Source organism: Demequina sp. NBRC 110051 (genome assembly GCF_002090055.1).
Taxonomy (GTDB): domain Bacteria; phylum Actinomycetota; class Actinomycetes; order Actinomycetales; family Demequinaceae; genus Demequina.
In genome coordinates this window covers 194,282-214,370 of sequence record NZ_BBRH01000007.1, presented here as the reverse complement: position 1 = coordinate 214,370, position 20,089 = coordinate 194,282, and the positions used below count along the sequence as shown (strand labels likewise).

Annotated in this window: 16 protein-coding genes; 6 read left to right on the top strand and 10 right to left on the bottom strand. The window is 68.6% G+C overall.

All coding sequences use genetic code 11. The features are described from left to right. Window positions 1–10 precede the first annotated feature (10 nt). The 5 genes from B7K20_RS02525 to B7K20_RS02505 are packed head-to-tail and all read left to right on the top strand — an operon-like array spanning window position 11 to window position 5,437. Window positions 11–1,411 (top strand): M14 family zinc carboxypeptidase, encoded by a 1,401-nt coding sequence (locus tag B7K20_RS02525; RefSeq protein WP_084099975.1) that lies wholly within the window; start codon window positions 11–13, stop codon window positions 1,409–1,411. Further along, the gene (locus B7K20_RS02520; protein ID WP_084099973.1) at window positions 1,408–2,340 is read left to right on the top strand and encodes an ABC transporter permease; all 933 of its coding nucleotides are present in this window, start codon (window positions 1,408–1,410) and stop codon (window positions 2,338–2,340) included. The genes B7K20_RS02525 and B7K20_RS02520 overlap by 4 nt, the downstream gene beginning before the upstream one ends. Continuing rightward, the gene (locus B7K20_RS02515; protein ID WP_234985677.1) at window positions 2,333–3,220 is read left to right on the top strand and encodes an ABC transporter permease; all 888 of its coding nucleotides are present in this window, start codon (window positions 2,333–2,335) and stop codon (window positions 3,218–3,220) included. The genes B7K20_RS02520 and B7K20_RS02515 overlap by 8 nt, the downstream gene beginning before the upstream one ends. A 46-nt stretch (window positions 3,221–3,266) precedes the next feature. Next, the gene (locus tag B7K20_RS02510; protein WP_084099971.1) at window positions 3,267–3,794 is read left to right on the top strand and encodes a GbsR/MarR family transcriptional regulator; all 528 of its coding nucleotides are present in this window, start codon (window positions 3,267–3,269) and stop codon (window positions 3,792–3,794) included. A 2-nt stretch (window positions 3,795–3,796) separates the two neighbouring features. Continuing rightward, window positions 3,797–5,437, top strand: coding sequence for an ABC transporter ATP-binding protein (locus B7K20_RS02505; RefSeq protein WP_084099969.1), 1,641 nt, complete (start codon window positions 3,797–3,799; stop codon window positions 5,435–5,437). A 230-nt stretch (window positions 5,438–5,667) separates the two neighbouring features. Here the strand turns inward: B7K20_RS02505 and B7K20_RS12830 are convergent, their stop codons facing one another. The 3 genes from B7K20_RS12830 to B7K20_RS02495 form a co-directional block, all read right to left on the bottom strand. Then, a complete protein-coding gene (locus B7K20_RS12830) occupies window positions 5,668–6,177 on the bottom strand; it encodes a hypothetical protein (RefSeq protein ID WP_144018493.1) in 510 nt (169 codons plus the stop codon). 265 nt (window positions 6,178–6,442) lie between these two features. After that, entirely contained in the window at window positions 6,443–7,342 is a 900-nt protein-coding gene (locus B7K20_RS02500) for an aldose 1-epimerase family protein (RefSeq protein WP_084099967.1), read from the bottom strand. A gap of 159 nt (window positions 7,343–7,501) precedes the next feature. Next, window positions 7,502–8,836 (bottom strand): hypothetical protein, encoded by a 1,335-nt coding sequence (locus tag B7K20_RS02495; RefSeq protein WP_084099964.1) that lies wholly within the window; start codon window positions 8,834–8,836, stop codon window positions 7,502–7,504. A gap of 159 nt (window positions 8,837–8,995) precedes the next feature. On the opposite strand from B7K20_RS02495, the gene B7K20_RS02490 reads away from it, so the two are divergent. After that, window positions 8,996–10,048 carry a cytochrome c biogenesis CcdA family protein gene (locus tag B7K20_RS02490; RefSeq protein WP_159449300.1) on the top strand — a complete coding sequence of 351 codons (1,053 nt, stop codon included), beginning with the start codon at window positions 8,996–8,998 and terminating at the stop codon, window positions 10,046–10,048. Here the strand turns inward: B7K20_RS02490 and B7K20_RS02485 are convergent. From B7K20_RS02485 to B7K20_RS02455, 7 genes are read right to left on the bottom strand one after another with little or no spacing between them, the layout of a single operon-like run. Next, on the bottom strand, window positions 10,045–10,671 hold the full coding sequence (locus tag B7K20_RS02485) for a redoxin domain-containing protein (protein ID WP_084099960.1): 627 nt from the start codon (window positions 10,669–10,671) through the stop codon (window positions 10,045–10,047). The two genes, B7K20_RS02490 and B7K20_RS02485, sit on opposite strands and share 4 nt — an antisense overlap. Then, window positions 10,668–12,065 carry an MATE family efflux transporter gene (locus B7K20_RS02480; protein ID WP_084099958.1) on the bottom strand — a complete coding sequence of 466 codons (1,398 nt, stop codon included), beginning with the start codon at window positions 12,063–12,065 and terminating at the stop codon, window positions 10,668–10,670. Before B7K20_RS02480 ends, B7K20_RS02485 begins: the two co-directional genes overlap by 4 nt. Window positions 12,066–12,070: 5 nt before the next feature. Beyond that, window positions 12,071–13,057: a phosphotransferase family protein gene (locus B7K20_RS02475; RefSeq protein WP_084099956.1), complete on the bottom strand. Its 987-nt coding sequence runs from the start codon at window positions 13,055–13,057 to the stop codon at window positions 12,071–12,073. Between the two features lie 12 nt (window positions 13,058–13,069). Beyond that, window positions 13,070–15,187: an alpha-galactosidase gene (locus tag B7K20_RS02470; RefSeq protein WP_200809010.1), complete on the bottom strand. Its 2,118-nt coding sequence runs from the start codon at window positions 15,185–15,187 to the stop codon at window positions 13,070–13,072. 41 nt (window positions 15,188–15,228) lie between these two features. Then, window positions 15,229–18,237: a glycoside hydrolase family 2 TIM barrel-domain containing protein gene (locus B7K20_RS02465; RefSeq protein ID WP_084099954.1), complete on the bottom strand. Its 3,009-nt coding sequence runs from the start codon at window positions 18,235–18,237 to the stop codon at window positions 15,229–15,231. Further along, window positions 18,234–19,085, bottom strand: coding sequence for a carbohydrate ABC transporter permease (locus tag B7K20_RS02460; protein WP_234985676.1), 852 nt, complete (start codon window positions 19,083–19,085; stop codon window positions 18,234–18,236). Before B7K20_RS02460 ends, B7K20_RS02465 begins: the two co-directional genes overlap by 4 nt. After that, window positions 19,078–20,034, bottom strand: coding sequence for a carbohydrate ABC transporter permease (locus tag B7K20_RS02455; protein ID WP_084099947.1), 957 nt, complete (start codon window positions 20,032–20,034; stop codon window positions 19,078–19,080). The genes B7K20_RS02460 and B7K20_RS02455 overlap by 8 nt, the downstream gene beginning before the upstream one ends. Window positions 20,035–20,089 lie beyond the last annotated feature (55 nt).

The window sequence follows — 20,089 nt, the reverse complement described above, 5'->3', positions numbered from 1 at the left end:
GGACCCCACCGTGGTCGACCCCCTCTCTGCGACGACCCGCGCGGCCGTCGGCTCGCCGGAGGACATCCTCCGGCGAGCCGGCGGGCTCGCCGAGCGCCGCGACTTCCCCTCCGTCGATGCTCTCCACCGGGCGATCGAGGAGTTGCGCCTCCAGGCGCCCGGCCTCGTGACCCGGCAAGACGTCGGCACCAGCAGGCTTGGCGAGACGCTACCTCTGTATCGCATTGGAGACGGCGCCCGCTCGGTCCTCGTCGTGGGAGGGGTTCACCCCAATGAGCCCATCGGCTCGTGGACGGTCCTGCACCTCGTCGAGCAGCTGATTCATGACCAGGCTCTGCGCGACGGCGCCGACAGCACGTGGTGGGTCATCCCCTGTGTCGATCCGGACGCCATGCGTCTCAACGAGGGGTGGTTCGCGGACCCCGGCGACCGCGTCGCTTACGCACGAGAGTTCTACCGTCCTGCTCCGGACGAACAGGTCGAGTGGACCTTTCCCTTCGCCTACAAGAAGGCCCACTTCGATGCGATGATGCCCGAGACTCGGGCACTGGCCGCCGCCATCGACATCGCCGAGCCGGATGTCTACGTACCCCTGCACAACAGTGAGGCCGGCGGCGCCTACTACTACGTCTCACGGCCGGCCCCCGAGCTCTACGGGCTGCTCCACGCGATCCCGGCGTCCTTGTCCGTGCCCCTGCACCAAGGCGAGGCGGAGGCCGCGCACTACACCAAGGCCGCGGATGCGATCTTCGAGACCGGCACCCTCGAGCAGGCCTACGACTGGGCCGAGGCCATGGGGTTCGATCCCTACCCGACCGGATCGGGCGGTGCCGATTCGACGAGTTACGCGGGCCGCCACGGAGCCTTCTCCCTGATCGCCGAGCTTCCCTTCTGGTCAAGCACCGAAACCGACGACACCAGCGCCACCGATCTTGCCTACGCCGAGCTCCTGTCCGACACCGGTGGGCAGCTCCTCAGGTCGGGTCGGCGCCTCGTGGAACTGCTCGCTGTCGCCGAGCCGCACCTCACGCTCGACACGCCGTTCCTGCGCGCGAGCCGCGTCTTCGCTCCCATGGTCGCCGCCTCCGGTGAGTCCCAGCTCGCGCGCTCGGCCCTCACGGAGTCGCAGCGGAGCGCTACCGTCGCGGAGCGTCACAGCGCACACGACCTTGTGCACATGTTCCGGTTGCGATTCGGCGGCATCCTGCTGCGCGCCTTCGAGGCAGAGATTGCCACTGGATCCGCGAGCGCCGCGCTGCGACAGGTCGCGGGGCAGACGCGCGAACAGTTCGAGTCCTGGGCACACGAGGCCGCAGCCGCCGACACCTCCAGCGCGCTGCCCATCAATGCCCTGGCCGGCGTCCAGTACGGAGCGATTCTCGCGGCCGTGTTCACCGTGGGGCAGCAATGAAGATCGCCCTGGCCGTCGCCCAACGACTCGCGGGCTTTGCACTCGTCTTCCTCGGTGTCACCTTTGTCATCTACTGGAGCGTGTTCTCCCTTCCCGGGGACCCCATCCAGGCGCTGGCGGGAGACCGCCAACTACCCGACTCCGTGGTGGCAGCCCTCACCGAGGCCTACATGCTCGACGAGCCCGTCGGGGTGCAGTACCTCCACTTCCTGAGCGGACTCGTCCACGGCGACCTGGGCGTCGACCTCTCGGGACGCGCGATCGCACCCCAGCTGGCCTCGCGGTGGCCCGTGACCATCACTCTCGCTTTGACCGCGTGGACCATTCAGGTGGTGCTCGGACTGTCCATCGGCATCGTCTCCGCCTTGCGCCACGGCAAGACCATCGACCGGGTACTGCTCGTCACCACCATCGGCGCGAGCTGCATCCCCGTCTTCGTGCTCGCGATCATGGGCCAGTTGCTCTTCGGGGTGAGGCTGGGGTGGTTCCCCGTGGCGGGTACCTCCGCTGGATGGCCGTTGTCGTACATCTTGCCGTCGCTGGTGATCGCCGTCTTCGGCCTGGCATCGGTCTCGCGCCTGGTCCGTAGTTCCATCATCGAGAACCTCGGCGCCGAGTACGTGCGTACGGCACGCGCGAAAGGTGTCGGCGAGAGACGCGTGATCGGACTCCACGTGATGCGCAACTCCCTCATCCCGACCGCGACCTACCTCGCCACCGATCTAGGTTTTTTGCTCGGCGGCACCGTGGTCATCGAGGGGATCTTCAATCTCCCCGGGGTCGGCAACCTCTTGTTCCAGGCCATCCGCACCCACGAGGCTGCGATGGTCGCGGCGATCTCGACGGCTCTCATCGTGATCTTCCTCGTCACCACGCTGCTGGTCGACGTGCTCCACACCTTGCTCGACCCGAGGATTCGCCGTGGCTGACACCTCCTTGAACCTGCCCCCCACGACCCCAGCGCACCGTGGGCTATGGCGCTCCCTGATCCGGCGCCCGCTCATGTGGATCGCAACCTCCGTGCTCGCAGTGTTGCTCCTGTTCGCGCTCTTCCCCGCGTTCTTCGCGGGCCTCTTTGGCAATGGAGACCCGCGGGCCTGCGACCTCGCCCACAGCGCGGAGGGGCCCGCACCCGGCCACCCCTTCGGCTACGACTTGCAGGGATGCGACATCTGGGCCAACTCTGTCTATGGCGCCCAAAGCTCCATCACGGTGGGATTCCTCGCGACGGCGATCGCGCTGGGGATCGCGCTGACGCTGGGCACGCTGTCGGGCCTGGGTGGTCGAGTCGTGGACTGGATTGTCCAGCGCGTCACCGAAGTCTTCCTGGGATTCCCCTTCTTGCTCGCCGCCATCGTTGTGCTCAACACGCTCGGCGCGCGCAACGTCTGGACGGTCAGTCTGGTCCTGGGTGTGTTCGGGTGGCCCACCATGGCCCGCCTGATGCGCGCGTCCGTCAGGTCTGTGCGGCACTCCGAGTATGTGCTCGCCGCCCGCACGATGGGCCTCCGTCTGCCGCGCATCATCAAGCGCTACGTTCTCCCCAATGCCATCCAGCCGGTCTTCGTGCTCGCGACCATCTCGATCGGCATGGTCATCGTCGCGGAGAGCACGCTCACCTATCTGGGCATCGGCCTCTCGTCGCCCGCGATCTCGTGGGGACTGCAGATCGCGGCGGGGTCCCGCATCTTCCAAACCGCTCCCCATGTCCTGGTCCTCCCCAGTGTGATGCTCGCACTCACGGTGCTGTCGGTGGTGGCCATCGGCGAGGAGTTGCGCTCCGCGTTCGACCCTCGTGAACGGCGCTGAACGATGGGATGCTATGAACGCCGAGCCGTCAGGAGGACACACACGCATGGATGAGTCGACCCAGTCCGCCCAGTCCGCCGAGGAGCGCGAACGCGAGCAGTACCGCCGTCAGTTCGCCGAAGACCTCAGCCTGATCTGGGAGCAGGCCGGTACGTCACGCATGGACGGCCGTGTGCTGGGCTATCTGCTCATCATGGATAGGCCCTACATCTCGTCTGCCGACCTTGCGACCGCACTAGGGGCGAGCGCCGGCGCCGTCTCCATGGCGACGCGCCGCCTCATTGACATGACCTTCATCCGTCGCCACCCGGTGCCTGGGGACCGGAACCACTACTTCCGGGCGGAGGACGACCCGTGGGGAAGCTTCCTGGCCAACGAGCGACGCTTCTTCGACCGCGAGATCCGCACGCTCGACGAGACCATCGGATGGCTGCGCCCCGAGGACACGGCGGCACGGACGCGTCTGCGCAACGGCCGCGACTACCTGCGATGGGTGCAGGACTACCACACACAGATGCTCGCCGACTGGGAGCAGCACAAGCGAGAGCGTGACGCTCGCGGAACGGACGACTAGCGATGACGGACGCCTCGACTCCCCTGCTCACCATCCGCGACCTCAGGGTGACTTTCGGATCCCGCCCGGCTCACGAAGTCGTCCACGGCATCGACCTGGATGTCGCGGGCGGCGAGGTGGTGGCGCTTGTGGGCGAATCGGGCTCGGGCAAATCCGTGTCCGCCATGTCCATCTTGCGCCTGCTCCCAGAGGGGGCTGGGGTGACCGGATCGATCCGGCTCGATGGCAAGGACGTGCTCGCGATGTCCCAGCGCGAACTGCGATCGATGCGAGGAAACACCGCGGCGCTCATCTCCCAGGACCCCATCGCGTCCCTCAACCCGGTCTTCACCATCGGCTTTCAGGTCGTCGAAGCGGTCCGCGCACACTCCTCGCGTCTAAGCGCGAAGGAAGCGCGGCGACGCGCAATCGAGTTGCTCACGCTCGTCGAGATCCCCGAGCCCGAACTCCGCATGAAGCAGTACCCCCACGAGCTCAGCGGCGGTCAATGTCAACGAGTGGGGATCGCGATGGCTCTCGCCGCCGACCCGCAGCTGCTGATCGCGGACGAGCCCACGACGGCCCTGGACGTCACCATCCAGGCCGAGATCTTGGATGTGCTGAGCCGCCTGGGGCGTGAACAGGGCCGCGGCGTCCTGCTGATCACCCATGACATGGGTGTGGTGGCCGACATCGCCGATCGCGTGCTGGTCATGCACCAAGGAGCGTTGGTCGAACATGGCACCACACAGTCCATCTTCGACTCTCCCCAGCGCGACTACACGCGCGCGCTGCTCGATGCGGTACCGCGTATCGGTCGCCGTGGCCCCTCTCCCGCCCCCGTGTCCGCCGACCGTGCCCTGGAGATCAGCGGGCTCGTTGTCGAATACGGCGGACGCCTCAAGCGCACGGTGCGTGCCGTCGACGGCGTCGATGTCCACGTGCGCCCTGGCGAGATGCGTGGCCTGGTCGGCGAGTCCGGTAGCGGGAAGTCGACCATCGGCCGCGCGGTCATCGGCGCGGCTCCCATCACCGCGGGGCACGTGGCGGTCAACGGGCGCGAGGTCACCAGCGCCACACCGCGACAGCGGCGGCACGCACGCCAGGCCATCGGCGTGGTCTTCCAGAACCCCTCGACGTCGCTCAACCCTCGCTACACGGTCGCCCAGACGGTCGCCGAGCCCTTGACGCAGGTCGAGGGGCTGAGGGGCGCGGCCGTGAAGGCTCGCGTGCAGGAGCTCCTCGAGGCCGTCCGCCTCGACGGACATGCGGACCATTACGGGCACGAGCTGTCCGGAGGTCAGAAGCAGCGCGTCGCCATCGCACGGGCCGTGGCGCTCCGTCCCACACTGCTCATCGCCGATGAACCCACCAGCGCGCTCGATGTCTCCGTCCAGGCGCAGGTCCTCGACGTTTTTCGGGACGTGCAGCGGGAGATGGGCTTCGGATGCCTGTTCATCAGCCATGACCTTGCCGTCATCGACGAGCTCTGCGACACCGTGACGGTGCTCCATCGCGGACGAGTCATCGAAGAGGGTCACCGCGAGCAGGTCCTGACCCACCCGAGCGCCGAGTACACGCGCCGGCTGCTTGCGGCTGCTCCGGTCCCAGACCCCTCCGTCCAGGCACAACGGCGCGCGCAACGCCTGGCTGGCGCAGCCTAAGCCGAACACCACCGCGCGCGTGGGCTAGCGGACAGCGACCATCTCCCAGTAGCCGTCGCGGTAACTGGGGTACTCCAGGTGACCCAGGAACTCCTGTATCAGCGAGCCGTCGAACACATTGCCCCAGCTTCTGGGCGACCCATGCCGCAAGCCGTGTAATTGACGGTACTGCACATAGTTGACGCGCAACTTCACGAAACCATCAAGTACGCACGGGAGGCGCTGGATATCTATTCCACCCAAACGGTGACGTTGGAAGCGAGCAGAATGTCGAGCTCGCGTGAGCCAATGCGGTAGGCGACCTGGACGTTGACCGGCTCGCCATCGACCATTGCATCATGCGAAGCAATGAAGCTCTCCTCCGAGGGTGTCATGGCGTCCCACCCGTCAGGAACTTCTGATCTAAAGACTTGCCTCGCGGAAGGGAAGTCGAAATCGTCAGCGCCCGCGGCGATCAGCGTGTCCTGTACGCATGCCATCGTTCTTGTAGGACTGAAAGTCTGCTCAGCCGCAGTCGGGTCATTCACAGCCCTCGTCGCATTGGTGAATCCGGATTCCGACATACCACAGTCGGCCATCAATGCATTGAAGAGTTCGTCCGTCGACGACATCGCCGGTGTCATCGTTGGCGTGGATAACGGACTGGCCTGGTGCACAGTCTCATTGCTGTTGCTACAGCCTGCACTGGAAACGACCAGTGCCATGGCAAACAGCGGCCCTGAAACTCGTTTGATTTTCATGAATCCCCCTCGGCGAGACACTACCAAGCCCCTTCGCTGGACGGATATGGATTCCAGGGGACGGTTGGAACCTCGCCACGAAGACCGCTGGCCCGGCTGGCCGACGACGATCTTGTCGTCTTTGCGTGTGAACCGCACGGTGTCACCTTGAGTCCAACGGACGTCGACAGACCCGAGACGTCGCGGTGAGGCGCAACCCCAACTTCCCGCAACCCACCAGGAGCGTGCGCCGCGGCGCGGTTAGACCCTGAGCGTCAGGCACCTCCTAGACCAGCCGCACGCCCCACGTCAGCGAGTGCGACTCGCCGGGCTGGAGGGTGACGAGGTCGTCGCCGGTGCGGAACGCGTCGGCGATGCAGGACATGGGCTCGATCGCGACGCCGGCGCGGCGGATCGCGTCCACCTGGTCGCCGGTGCAGATCTGCCAGGCCTTGGCCTCGGAGTCGGCCCAGATCTCGACGGTAGAGCCGTCGGCCCAGCCCAGGCGGGCCCACGAAAGCCCGTCCTCATCCAGCGCAGGGGCCACCCATGCGTCGTCGAAGCCCACACCGGCCAGCGACCGTGGCTCGCGGATATCGAATGACCCTGCGACATCCACCGCTCCGGTGGGCAGCAGCCGCTCGTCGACCGCCACGTTCTGATCCGCGGTGAGCTGCAGCGTGCACTCGTCGAGGGCCGTGCCGCCGGGCGCGAACCAGGGGTGGAAGCCCACGCCGTACGGCAGCGCGGTAGCGCCGATGTTGCGCGCCTCGGTCGTGATGGTGAGCCCGGCATCGGACAGCGTGTAGGTGGTCGCGAGCGAGAGGCAGAACGGATAGCCGGGGCTCGGCGCGAGGTCGAAGGTGAGGGTCACCGACGTCTCGGTGGCCGTTGCCACCGTCCAGTACTGGAACGACGCGAGGCCGTGCAACGCGGTGCCGCGGTCGGGCTCCGACACCGCAACCTGGAGGTCCTCGCCGCCGAAGCTGTACTGGCCGTCACGCAGGCGGTTGGGCCAGGGTGCGAGGACCATGCCGGCGAAGGCGGGCGGGAACTCGTCCTCGCCATACGGCAGCACCACGTCGCGGCCGCCCACGGTGTAGGTGCGCAGCGCCGCGCCCAGGCTTGCGATCGTGGCGACCTGGTCGCCGTGGGTGAGGGTGGTCTGCTGTCCGGTGAGGCTCATGGGGCGAAACTACCGCGCCGGGCGACGGGCAGCACACCGCGAAGGTCCTGGCGAGGGCCGATGCCGTGGTGGGCCGCGTCCTCGGGTCGCCCCGAGCACGCACCGCGTACGGCCGCCGCCCCACGCGGGGACGGCGGCCGTACGTTCAGCTGAGCGGGTTCAGGCCGTCACGCCCACGATCTCGTTGGTGGTCACACCGACCTCGGCGGACTTCCACACCTCGCCGCCCACGTAGTCGACGATGTGGATCTCGCGGGTGGCGGGCTCGGTCACGTACGCCATGCCATCGAGGGTGATGAGCGTGGGCTGGGGCGACTGCCACTCGTCGGGCGTCTCCCAGGCGTCAATGACCTGAATGGTGCGCACCAGCGCGCCGGACTCGTCGAGCACGCGCAGCGTGCCGTCGGTGCCGAGGACCAGCAGCTCGGCGTTGTCGCCGCGCGCCAGGTTGCGGAACGTGTACTCGGCTCCGGAACCGTCGAAGGGGTCGACGGGCGTGATGGTCTCGGCGGCCGTGTCGATGACGGCGACCTGGGTGAGGGAGCCCTCGGGGTCGGTCTTGTAGTCGCCCAGCACCACGTCCGAGCCCTCAGCCGAGAATAGGTTGCCAGAGCGCGCGTACTCGGCGCCGCCGTCGAGCTTGTGGACGTGGTCGCCGTGGAAGACGAGCGCGCCGTCCTCGCAGCCGGTCATGAGGATCTCCTCGCCCGACGCGTTGGTGAACGCGGTCTCGCCGTGCACTCCCACGCAGTCCTCGGAGGACACGATCACCTCGCCGTTCTCGTCGAGCACCGTCGCACCCGAGCGGGAGTCCTCGTCGCCGATGGTCACCAACAGGTTGCCCTCGGAAGTCGCGACCGCGACGCCGTGGTGAGCCGCCTCGGTGGTGTACTCACGCACCACGTCGAGGTGGCCCTCCTCGACCATGTGGGTCCACTCGGCCGAGTCGACGACCACCACGTGGCCCGTGCCGTCGTCGAACAGCGCCGAGTAGCCATCGTGGTTCACGAGGTGACCGGGCGTCTCCGCCTCGACCACGAGGTCCGTGAGTGCGGGCTCGGCGGTGAAGTAGTGGGCGTGGTCGCCGTGGGCCTCGGACCACGTGCCCGCGTCCAGAATCTCGAAGCCGCCGGTCGTCGAGACGCCCACGTGGCGTCCGTCGCCTGCGCTGTTGAGGCGGTGGAAACCGGTGAGTTCGATGTCCGCCACGGTCTCGAGCGTGGAGGCGTCGAGGACGACGATGCCGCCGTCGTAGGTCGCGACCAGGCGCGGCGTCGCCGCGGCGCTCTCGGTGGCCGCGGCGTCCTCGTGCTCGTCGTGACCCTCGTCCTCGTGGTCGTGGTCGTCGTGCGCCTCGGCCGTGGCCGATGCCGTGGGCTGGCTCGCGCTCTCGGCGTCGCCGCTCGCGCAGCCGGCGAGGCCAAGAATCAGGACGCCGGCGCCAGCGAGCAGCCTGGGGCGCTTCAATGCACGGGTGATGTCGATGTCAGTCATGGTGGGGATCGGCGCGAACGCCGGCCTTTCTAGAACGTGTGGTGTGTGACCGAGGCTCGCTCGCGAGGTCGCCTCGCGGAGGACGCTACCACAGAATGATAACCGTTATCGTTCGCAATGACGAGCGACGCATTGAGCCAGACCCGCCACCCATCCGGCGTGACGCACCGTTCGAACTACAGTGGAGCGACCGTCGAGGGAGGAGCGTCGATGCTCGATCCGGCCGATGCCGCCTACGCGCTGCTCTTGGGCGCCGTCGCGGCGTTCAACCCCTGCGGCTTTGCGCTCTTGCCGGCCTACCTCACGGTACTCGTCACCGGCAGCGCGGAGGAGGGGGTCACGCGCGCCGCCGCCCTGCGCCGTGCGGTGCTGTTCGGCCTCGCGATGACCACGGGCTTCATGGCGGTGTTCCTCGCCTTCGGGCTGCTCTTCGGCGCCGTCAACATCGCCCTCCAGGGCGCGATCTTGCCGTACGTGTCGTACGTCACCGTCGTGATCGGCGTCGCCCTCGTCGCGCTGGGCGCGATCCTCGCCGTCACCGGCGAGTTGCGCGGTCCGGGCTTGCGCGTGCGCACCACCGCGCCGCGACGCTCATTCCTGTCTCAAGTCGCCTACGGCGCGACCTTCGCGGTCGCCTCGCTCAGCTGCACCATCGGGCTGTTCCTCGGCGTGGTCGCCCAGTCCGTCGGCGCCTCGGGCGCCATCGCCGCGATCCTGCCCTTCGTCATCTACGGCGCGGGCATGGGGGCCGCGATCCTCGCCGTGTCGATGGCCGCAGCCCTCGCTGGCGCGACCGTCGCCTCTGCCCTCCGCCGTCACACGCCCACGCTGATGCGGGTGGGCGGCGTCATCATGATCGTCGCGGGCCTGTACGTCACGGTCTTTGGTCTGGCCGAGGTACTGCCTCGATTTGGCATCACCACCCTCGACGGCGTCCTCACCACGACGCTCACTTGGCAGTCCTCCGCGGCCGCGTGGATCGGCTCATGGGGGACGACCATCCTCGTGGTCGTCGTGACCGCGGTCCTCACCGTGGCCGCGCTGATCCTGGTGCGAGGACGACGGGCGGCCCGTGCGACACACAGCTCGACGTCGGAGCCTCAGCCTCCGCAGGGCGAGGGAGCCGACAAGCCGACCATCGCATCGGCCATTCGCACCGCCGATGCGGCGACCCTCGACGCGATCCGGCGGGCGGCCCGGCGAGACGGCTAACGAGCCGCGAGCTCCTCGGCGGCGGCGACAATGCCGCCGGTGTCGAGCGCGCCGGGCACGGTCTCGATCGAGCCGTCATCGTTGATGAGGACGAAGGCGGGCTGATAGGCCACCTCGAAGCCCGCCCACAGTGCGCCGTCCTCGTCGAAGATGTGGTCAATGTCGCCCAGCGCGTACGTGTCGACGAAGCCCTGGGAGGCCTCGACGGTGTCGCGGCCGGGGAGGCCATACAGCGTCACTCCGTCCGGCAGCTGGTCGATCGCCTCGGCCACGTCGGGTGCCTCCGCTTGGCAGGTGGGGCACCACGCCGCCCACGCCCACAGGATCGCGTCGGTGCCGGCAAGCGAGGCGCCCTCGAAGGGCTCCCCGTCGGCGAGGGTGGTGGCGCTGAACTGCAGCGCCTCGGGCGCCTCGACAGGCTCCGCCGAGTCAGAAGGCGACGAGTCCATCGCGTCGTCGGCATGACCCGTCGCCGTGGGCTCGGCCGCGGGTGTCGCCTCCGATGGGGAGGTTGCGGCGGGCGTGGCGCTGTCGGTTTCACTTCCAGCGTCGGTGGCACAGGCGCTCACCATGAGCGCCAGGGCGGCGATCCCCGCACGGCGGGAGTGCTGAACGACGGTCATGGCGATCCTCCTAGTGATCCATTCTCCCCGGATTCGGAGCCACGCGCCGAGCGGATGGGTTCACCTCGGCGCACATGAACTGCGGCCACGCTCAGCGCGGCGACCGCGGCCGCCGCCTCGCCGGCGGCGAGGGCAATCCAGATGCCCGTGGGGCCAGCAGGACTCGCGACCACGACGAGCGGGATCTTGATGGCGACGAGCGTCCCCACCGACAGCACATACGACGAGCTGGGACGGCCGATGGCCTGAAAGTAGGCCGATACCAGCGGCGTCACACCAGCGACGGCGCATCCCACGGCGAGGATCCGCAGCGCCGGCACGGCGACATCAAGCACCGCAGGCTCGTCCACGAAGAGCGCCACGAGCCACGGTGCGGCGGTGGCGACCACGGCTCCGATGGCCACGCCGTACAAGGAGGTGGCGGTCAGCGACAGGCGGAGCGCCCGGCGCACGCGCGGCGCGAGTCCCGCGCCGGCGTTGTACCCGATGACGGGCTGCGCCCCCTGACTGATGCCGGTCTGGGGCATGGTGACGAAGGTCTGGATACGCGACGCGACGGCGAAGGTCGCAAGCGCCGCGGCGGCGCCCGCACCCGCCGCGAGCGAGCGGTTGACCAGCAGCACCAGGACGGTCACGCCCGCGCCGGCGAGGAACGTGGGCGCCCCGATCGAGATCAGCGCGCCGAGCGTCGCGCCGTGGGGGCGAAGGTCGGCCGCCCGGATCCGATACGGCCGGCGCCGCTGCACAAAGAAGAACCAGACGCTGAGGACCGCGGAGACGGCCTGGCCGCCCACGGTGCCGAGCGCCGCTCCGCGCACGCCCATGTCAAGACCCCAGATCAGCAGCGGGTCGAGAGTGATCTGGACGGCGACTGGCAACACCCACAACAGCGTGGAGAACGCCATCCTGCCCTCGGCGCGCACCAGGCTCGAGAATCCGGTCGAGACCACGGCGCCGGCCAGGATGATGACGGCATAGTCGCGGGCGTAGCCACGCGTGGCGTCGGTCGCGCCCAGCCCCGTGAGGAGGGGCTCGACGAAGATCAAGCCAAGCGCGGTGGTCGCGAGGGCGGCCACCCAGAACAGTCCCATGGCGTTGCCGGCGGCGCGCGCCGCACGCTGCGGGTGGGCCCCGCCGAGCGCGCGCGACACCAGCGACGCCGCCCCCACACCGATAGTGGTCGACACGGCGCCCACGAGCAGCAGCACGGGCGCCACCAGGTTGACGGCCGCGAGCGCGGTGGGCCCCACCCCGCGCGCGACGAACCACGCGTTCGTCAGGGCGTAGACGCCGTAGACGCCCACCGACAGGGTGGTGTGGGTGCACGACTCCCACAGCAGACGGCCGAGAGGCCGGGTGCCCAGGCGGTCCACGCGCGGCGCGAGCGCGGCCATGGATGCTACCGCGTGCGGCCCAGGAGCCCCATGGCGATGTCGAGCTGCTCCGCCGCCCACGCGCGCTGTGCGGGCTCCTGCGCGCGGTAGGGGCCCTCGACCGCCATGGTCACCGCCAACAACAAGGTGTAGAGCCGGCGCCGCGTGCGCTGCGACTGCGTGAGGTCGCTGAGGCCGAAGCCGCGCATGAACGGCGCGGGGTCGGGGAAGGCGGGCAGGTCGAGTCCTGTGAGCCCGGCCTCCATGAGGGGGTCGCCCCACAGCGCACGCTCGTGGTCGATGATCGCGACAATGCGGCCGTCGCGAATCATCGAGTTCTTGGCCCACAGGTCCACCTCGACAAACCTGGGCTCGGCGACCTCGTCGAGCACGTGGGCGTGACTCGCCCACGTCTCGCGGAGCTCGTCGTAGGACCATGCCATCTGGAACTCAGCGCGCAGGCCATCCTGAAGGGTGTCCTCGAAGAGCGCGGTCGCGGCCTCGCGCCACGTCGAGAAGTCGGGCCCGTCGAGCGGCCCGAAGTGCGGGCCCACGATCTCGCACAGGTCGCGATTGAGTTCGCCGAGGTGGACGAAGCCCTCGTCGACCTGGGCCTCGGTCATCTCGCCGGCCTCGGCCGCGATGCCAAAGCACGGGGCGTCGACGTACTCCATCAGGAAGTAGTCGGCGTCGATGAGGTCGCCGCTGAGATCCACGTGATGGATACGTGGCAGCGGCACGCCCGAGCGCTCCGCCACGATCTTCATCGCCGCGATCTCGTTGCGCAGCATCCCGTGCTCGCGGGTCATGACGGGCACGTCCGCAGGCGGTGCGATCTTGAGCACGGCCTGGGAGCCGTCGCGCAGACGCAGCCAGTACAGGGCATTGAACCAGCCGTAGGACAGCTCGGTGGCGAAGTCGTCACCCTCGGGCACCTGGCCGGCTCCGTAGGCGCGCTCGATCACGGCCCTCAGCGTGGCGACGGACTGTCTGTTCTTGGTCGCACTCTCCATGAGCGGTCCTTCCTAGAGTCGTACTGCCTCGACGAGCATCGCCTGTTCGGGCCGCAGGATCGGGGGCCTCAGCCCCAGCTGTGCGAGCGCCGCGCCGCTGAGCTCGAGGGCGCCCTGGTCCACGCCACGGTCATCAACGCCACTCATCCAGCCCGGCCCGCGCTTCTGGATGGCCTCGCCGGTGACCACGTCGCGCACGCGCACGCGGTAACGTGCGTCGGGCGTGAGCCCCGGCAGCCGCATCGCGGCTGGCGTGATGCCTGCCGACGTCGTCAGCTGGACGTAGGCGAACAACGCTCGTGACGCATCGGCCGCCACAACGCCGTGCACCAGCGCGGCCGGGTCCGGGTGGTCAACCCTCACCACGCGGCCCGCGTGCAGCAGGTCCCGCTGCTCGCGGTACAGCGCCGCAAAGCGCGTGATCGCGGCGCGTTCGTCCTCGGTGGCCTCGAGCAGGTTCCACTCGAGCCCGGCGTGGCCGAACAGCGCCGTGGCGGCGCGCAGCCCTACACCGTGGGTGCGGCCCGTGGTGTGCGAAGTGGTGGGGCCGATGTGGCTGCCAAGCATCTCCGGCGGGATCACGAGGCTCGTCCAGCGCTGGATCTGCTGACGCTCGAGGGGGTCGTTCTGGTCCGACGTCCAGAAACGGTCGGCGTGGAAGACCATGCCGAGGTCCACGCGCCCGCCGCCCGACGCGCACGACTCGACCTCGAGCCCCGGGTGACGGCTCTTCAACTCGTCGAAGAGCCGGTAGATCGCCTGGGTCTGGCGCCGGGGCGCGGGCACGCCCGCGTGGCCGGGGTCGGTGAGGAAGCGGTTGTGGTCCCACTTGAGGTAGTCGATGCCGAGCTCCGCGATCAACGCGCTGACCTGCTCGAGCACGTGCGCGTAGGCGTCCGGGTTCACCAGGTCGAGCACCTGCTGGAAGCGGGCCTGGGGCGGCACGCGGCCCGGCACCTGGAGGATCCAGTCGGGGTGGGCGCGGTACAGGTCGGAATCGGGGCTCACCATCTCGCCCTCGAACCACAGGCCGAACTGCATGCCCAGGCCGTGAACATGGTCGACGAGGGGCGCGAGGCCCGAGGGCCACGCGTCCGGAGAGACCACCCAGTCGCCCAGCCCGCTCGTGTCGTCGCGGCGCGAGCCGAACCAGCCGTCGTCGAGCACAAAGCGCTCCACGCCTACGGCCGCGGCGCGGTCTGCGAGCGCCGTCAGGGTCGCGAGGTCGTGGTCGAAATAGACGGCCTCCCACACGTTCAGTGTGAGGGGGCGCGCCTGTGCCGGGCGGCCGGGCCGCGAGCGCAGCCACGCGTGGGACGCGGCCGAGATGCCGTCGAGGCCCTCGCCCGAATAGAAGGCGGCGACGGTGGGGGCGGCGTACGCCTCACCGGGGGCGAGCTCGGCCTCGCCGGGTTCAAGCAGCTCGCCTGCACCCAGGGCGCCGCGGCCGCGCACGTCGCGCTCGGCGAGGTGGCGGATGCCGCCGCTCCACAGCACGCCGAGCGCCCATACCTCGCCGCGCTCGGTAGTCGCGTCCGCGGTCAGCGCGCACTGCACGATGGTGTGGTCGTGGCCGGAGCGGCCCTCGCGACCCTCGCGCAGGCGCAGACCGGGCGCGAAGGGCAGGCGCTGGGGTTGGCGCTCGAGTAGCCAGCGGCCGGAGAAGTCGAGGGTTTCGCTGGCGCGGTCGGGCACGGGCAGCCACGTGGAGAGCTCGTCGAGGCTGTAGGTGTCATCGCCGGCGTTGGTGACCGCCTGGTCGATGAGCAGCACGCCGTGCTCGGTCATCGTCAGGGTGAGGGACAGCGCCAAGCCGGCCGCGGCATCGGCCATCCGCACGGTCACGCAGGCGGGGTCGATGGAGACCTCCTCCACGACAAGCAGCGGCGAGAAGGCGAGCGGCCCCCGGTGGCCACGCAGGGCGGGGCGGCCCGTGTAGCCGCGAGCGGTCTCGCGCAGCATGCCGGGGTCAACCGGGTCGTCCAGGTCGGCGCCGGGGGCGGCGGGGGCGGTGGCCGCGCGGAGGTCCGCAACCTCGACGGCGCCCAGGGGCGCGCCCCAGTGAAGGACCACCGGGTAGCCGGCCGCGAGATCGAGGATCAGTTCCGCGCCCGCCGCGGACAGGCGCACGGCGCCGTCGGAGAGGACGGCGCCGTGCGTGGCCGCGCCGGTCAGCGCAGCACTCCCTGGAACCCGAAGGTGAACGTGAGGTCACCCGTCGGCACGCGGTACTCGGGGTGGGTCATGGCTCCCCACGAGTTGTCGCCGCCCGCGCCGCGGCGCATGAGGGCGGGTCGCAGCACGGTGTGGTGGATGGGCGGCAGCTTGTTGGGATGACGCGCATTCTCGATCTCGAACGGGGTCCACGGCAGGGCCGAGAGCTCCATCGGGGTTTCCGCATCGAGGCGCACGCCGTAGCCGGCGCGGTCCACGACCTCGGCCCACCGCACGCCCGTGTGGCTTCCCGATTCCTGCGGGCGCATGTAGCGGGTGAGCTGCTCGCGCACGTCCGCGGAGTACACGCCCAGGCGGGCGCCACCGCGACGGTCCACATACGACTCATGGGGACCCTCGCCGTACCAGGTGAGGTTCCTGAGGTCGGCGTCGACGGTGAGCAGGAGGCCCAGCTCGGGCACGTCGGGCAGGCCCTCTCCCGGGCGCAGGTCGATGGTGACCGCCACGTGGCCGTCGCCGTCCACGCGATACGTGAGGTCGACCTCGCTCGCGGGAACCGTGGGCAGTTCGAAGCCGTACTGAACGCTGACGCCGTCGTCGTGACGCGTGACCCGCGGGTGCTCCCACCCCTCGCGGCGCTTGCGATAGCGGCTCGCGAGCAGCCACTGGCCGTCACGGAACGGCATGTTCCAGCCGCGCTCATTGGACGTGGGTGCGTGCCAGAAGCTGGGCTGCGGCATGTCGCGCAGCAGCTCGCGCCCGCCGTCCGAGGTGCGCCCGTAGCGGTACGAGATGAGGCCCCCGTGCAGGCGGGAGAACAGCACCGAGAAGTGCGGGCCGTGCACGCCGATGTTGTGGGTCGACTCCACCACGCGGGGGGCCGATGCCGTGGTCACCCTGGCAGCGTTCGTCCCCACGATTGCCTGCTCCCAGGCGACCTCGTATCCCGCCGGGGCCCATGCCGTGGCGGCGCGCTGGCGGAAGGACACCTGGACGGTGTGCTCGCCCTCGGCTGGCACCTCGAACGGCAGCGGGTAGGTGCGGGTCTCGCCCGCGGGCACGTCGATCTCAACCGTCGCGCTACGCAGCGTCACGCCCTCGCGGGCGAGGGTGACGACGGCCTCGAGGTCGCCGGTGGCGATGAACAGGCGGCGGCTGCGGACCTCGAAGCTATCCGGGCCGATGGTGGTGCGCAGCGGCTGGTACAGGTAGCGCACCTCCTGGTACGCAGGCGTGGGCGTGCGGTCGGCGAAAACGATGCCGTTGGCGGAGAACTCGGCGTCATGCGGAGCCTCGCCGTGGTCGCCGCCATAGCCCAGGTAGTCCACGCCGTAGCGGTCGGTCAGCGGCAGGGTCTGGTCCACGAAGTCCCAGATGAAGGCGCCCTGGAACAGCGGCTCCGACTCGGTGAGGTCCATGTACTTGTCGACCGCGCCGAACGAGTTGCCCATCGAGTGCGCGTACTCGCACAGCAGGAAGGGCTTGTCGCGGTGCTCGGCCAGGTGCTTCTCGACGTCCTCGGCGAACGTGTACATCTGGCTCGTGATATCCGTGGTCTGCGGGTAGCGCGGATCCCAGTGAACGCCCTCGTAATGTACGGGACGGCTGGGGTCGGTGGCGCGGAACCAGTCGCCCGTTTCGAGGAGCAAGGTGCCGCCGAAGGACTCGTTGCCCAGCGACCAGATGACGATGCTCGCGTGGTTCTTGTCGCGCTCGAACATGCTCGCGGCGCGGTCCATCAGGGCCGCCCGCCACTCGGGACGGTCGCCCGGCAGTGCCTGCTCGACCGTGAGCTTGCCCTGCACCACCTGGTCCCACATCGCGTGGGTCTCGAGGTTCATCTCGTCGATGACGTACAGCCCCAGCTCGTCGCACAGCTCGTAAAAGGCGCTCTGGTTGGGGTAGTGGCTAGTGCGCACCGCATTGATGTTGGCGCGCTTCATCAGCAGCAGGTCCGCCTCGATCTCGGCGCGCGTCATCACGCGTCCGCGCGGCCCGAACTCGTGACGGTTAGTGCCGTAGAACACCACGCGCTCGCCGTTGACCTTGATCAGGGCGTCCTCGATGACGACCTGACGCAGGCCGATGCGCTGGGTCACCACCTCGGTCACCTCGCCGTGCCCGTCGAGCACCTCGAGGGTGGCGACGTGCAGATAGGGGTCCTCGGCGCTCCACAGGTGCGGATCGGTGAGCGTCACGCTCAGGCGACCCTCGGCATCGGCCGCAAGTTCCTCGCCGCCCGCGAGGGTGGCCCGGACACGGCCGGCGCCCTCGAGGAGGGTGTTGAGGGTGATAGTCGCGCTGGTGCGATCCGCGGCCACCTCGGTCGAGACCTTGAGGTCCTCGAGGTGTACCGCCGGGCGGCGGTAGAGCGTCACGTCGCGGAAGATGCCGTGGAAGCGAAAGAAGTCCTGATCCTCGAGCCAGGACGCCGCGGTCCACCGAAACACCTGGGCTGCCAGGCGGTTCTCGCCGTCCACCAGGTGCTCGGTGAGGTCGAACTCGCTGGGCGTGAACGAGTCGGTCGCCCAGCCGACGTACGCGCCGTTCAGCCACAGGGCGATGCCGGACTCGGCGCCGTGGAAGGTCACGCTCAGGCGCTCTCCGTCGGCCAGCGGGTGCTCGAGCGTGAAGTGGCGCACGTAGCTCGCGACGGGGTTCCAGCGGGTGGGGACCTGGCCCGGCTCGAGGTCCTCCGCACCATCCCAGGGGTACTGGACGTTGGTGTACTGCGGGCGGTCGTAGCTGTGCATCTGCATGTGGCCGGGCACCGGGATGTCGTCCCAGCCGTCCACGTCGTACTCGGGCGCTTCCCAGCCGGGGATCACCATCGACGGGTTCTTCGCGTGGTGGACCTTCCACAGGCCATTCAGGCTCTGCTCGAAGGAGCTGTCGCCGCTGGCGGCCTCCTCGTGAGAGGCGAACCAGCGGTGATCGCTGTGAGCCGTCCGGCGGTTCTCGCAGACGTACTCGGGATCGGTGATGCGGGCGATGTCAAAGGTCACTTGACGACTCCAGTGAAGCCTGCGACGAAGGAGCGCTGCAGGACGAAGAAGATGATGATGGTGGGAAGCGAGGTGATGAGCACCGCGAGCATGAGCGCGCCGTAGTCGATCACGTAGCCCCCCGTGAAGTTCGAGATCAGCATGGGCATGGTCTGGTAGTCCGGGTTGACCAGGATGACCTTGGGCCACAGGAAGTTGTTCCATGCCGTCATGAACGTGATGACCGCCGCAGCCGCATAGGTGGGCTTCATGGTCGGCACGAACATGCGCCAGAAGATCGCGACCTCCTTGAGTCCGTCGATGCGCGCTGCCTCGATGATCTCGTGAGGGAAGCTGCGCGCCGACTGCCGAAACAGCAAGATCAGCAGCGGGGTGGCGATCGCGGGGAGCACCACCGCCCAGGTGGAGTTCACCAGGCCGGCATCCGCGAACAGCTGGAACAGCGGGATCATGGTCGCGGCGAACGGGATCATCATCGCGAGCATGAGGACCCACATGAGGCGGTCCTTGTTGGGCGAGTGGTACACCTCGAAGCCGTAGCCGGCGATCGAGCAGACCACGAGCGCGAGGACGGTGGTCGCCACGGCGTTGATGATCGAGTGATACATCGCCGAGCCCACGTCTTGGAACTCGGTGAGCGACTGCCAGTTGGCGATGAGGTTGGTGCCGGGCAGCATGCTCGAGCCGAGCACGTCCTGCGTGGTGTTGGTCGCGGAGACCACCATGAAGTACAGCGGCCCGATCGACAGCAACGCGACGATGCTGAGGAACGCGTACTTGGGCACCTCGCGCCACCGGGCCGTGGTGCGGGTGGGCGCCTTCGAAGGCTTCATTGCCACGTCAGTCACGCTTGTCACCGACCTTCATCTGGATGGCGGCGAGCACGGCCACGATGATGAGGATCACGTAGGACAGTGCGGCGCCGTAGCCGAAGTTGGGGTTGTTCTGGAAGGACACGTCGAACAGGTAGTGCGACATGGTCATCGTGGTGTTCGCGGGCCCGCCTCGCGTGAGGTTGTACGACTCGTCGAACATCTGGATGGTGCCGTTGGTCGACATGATCACGGTGAGCAGGATCATGGGCTTCATCTGCGGGATGGTCACGGAGAAGAAGGTGCGGATGGGTCCGGCGCCGTCCATCTTGGCGGCCTCGAGCGTGGTGGGGTCGATGTTCTGGAGCGCCGCGAGGTAGAAGATGACGTTAAAACCAGTCCAGCGCCACAGCAGGCCAAGGATGATCACCAGGCGGGCGGTGTTGGTCTCGCCCAGCCAATTAATGGGATTATCGATGAAGCCGACCCATATAAGCGCATCGTTCACCAACCCGTCGGTCGCGAAGATGGTGCGGAACACGAGCGAGTAGGACACGAGCGAGATCGCGGCGGGCACGAAGATCGCGGTGCGCCAAAAGCCCTTCCACTTGAGGCGCGGGTTGTTCAGGATGTTCGCCAGTACCAGCGCCGTCACGAGCATGATGGGCACCTGGATCACCAGGTACAGCAGCGTCGTAGTGAGGGTGAGGCGGAAGATGTCGTCGTCCAACATACGGTCGTAGTTGAACGTCAGCGGGTCTGCCCAGTCGAGGTTGCTGCCGCGCCCGGTCTGGAACGACAGGATGAGGGCCTGGAACATCGGCCAGAACATCATGAGGCCGATGAGGGCGGCGGCGGGGATCAGGAAGGCCCAGCCGGTGAGACTGCGCCGGCGAGCGGCGGGCGACGAGTAGCGCGGCGAACCCTTGGTGCGCTTGGCGGGTGTCGTGGTGGCGCGATCCGGCCGCACCACGGGCGTCATCATTGACACGAGATACTCCCTTGGGGGTGTGGGAGGGGGCCGGCTGACCGACCCCCTC

Bases quoted from the DNA above. Each gene is read 5' to 3' on its own strand.
- B7K20_RS02520 (WP_084099973.1), top strand. From the start codon at position 1,408: ATGAAGATCGCCCTGGCCGTCGCCCAACGACTCGCGGGCTTTGCACTC.
- B7K20_RS02510 (WP_084099971.1), top strand. From the start codon at position 3,267: ATGGATGAGTCGACCCAGTCCGCCCAGTCCGCCGAGGAGCGCGAACGC.
- B7K20_RS02505 (WP_084099969.1), top strand. From the start codon at position 3,797: ATGACGGACGCCTCGACTCCCCTGCTCACCATCCGCGACCTCAGGGTG.
- B7K20_RS12830 (WP_144018493.1), bottom strand. From the start codon at position 6,177: ATGAAAATCAAACGAGTTTCAGGGCCGCTGTTTGCCATGGCACTGGTC.
- B7K20_RS02500 (WP_084099967.1), bottom strand. From the start codon at position 7,342: ATGAGCCTCACCGGACAGCAGACCACCCTCACCCACGGCGACCAGGTC.
- B7K20_RS02495 (WP_084099964.1), bottom strand. From the start codon at position 8,836: ATGACTGACATCGACATCACCCGTGCATTGAAGCGCCCCAGGCTGCTC.
- B7K20_RS02485 (WP_084099960.1), bottom strand. From the start codon at position 10,671: ATGACCGTCGTTCAGCACTCCCGCCGTGCGGGGATCGCCGCCCTGGCG.
- B7K20_RS02480 (WP_084099958.1), bottom strand. From the start codon at position 12,065: ATGGCCGCGCTCGCGCCGCGCGTGGACCGCCTGGGCACCCGGCCTCTC.
- B7K20_RS02475 (WP_084099956.1), bottom strand. From the start codon at position 13,057: ATGGAGAGTGCGACCAAGAACAGACAGTCCGTCGCCACGCTGAGGGCC.
- B7K20_RS02455 (WP_084099947.1), bottom strand. From the start codon at position 20,034: ATGATGACGCCCGTGGTGCGGCCGGATCGCGCCACCACGACACCCGCC.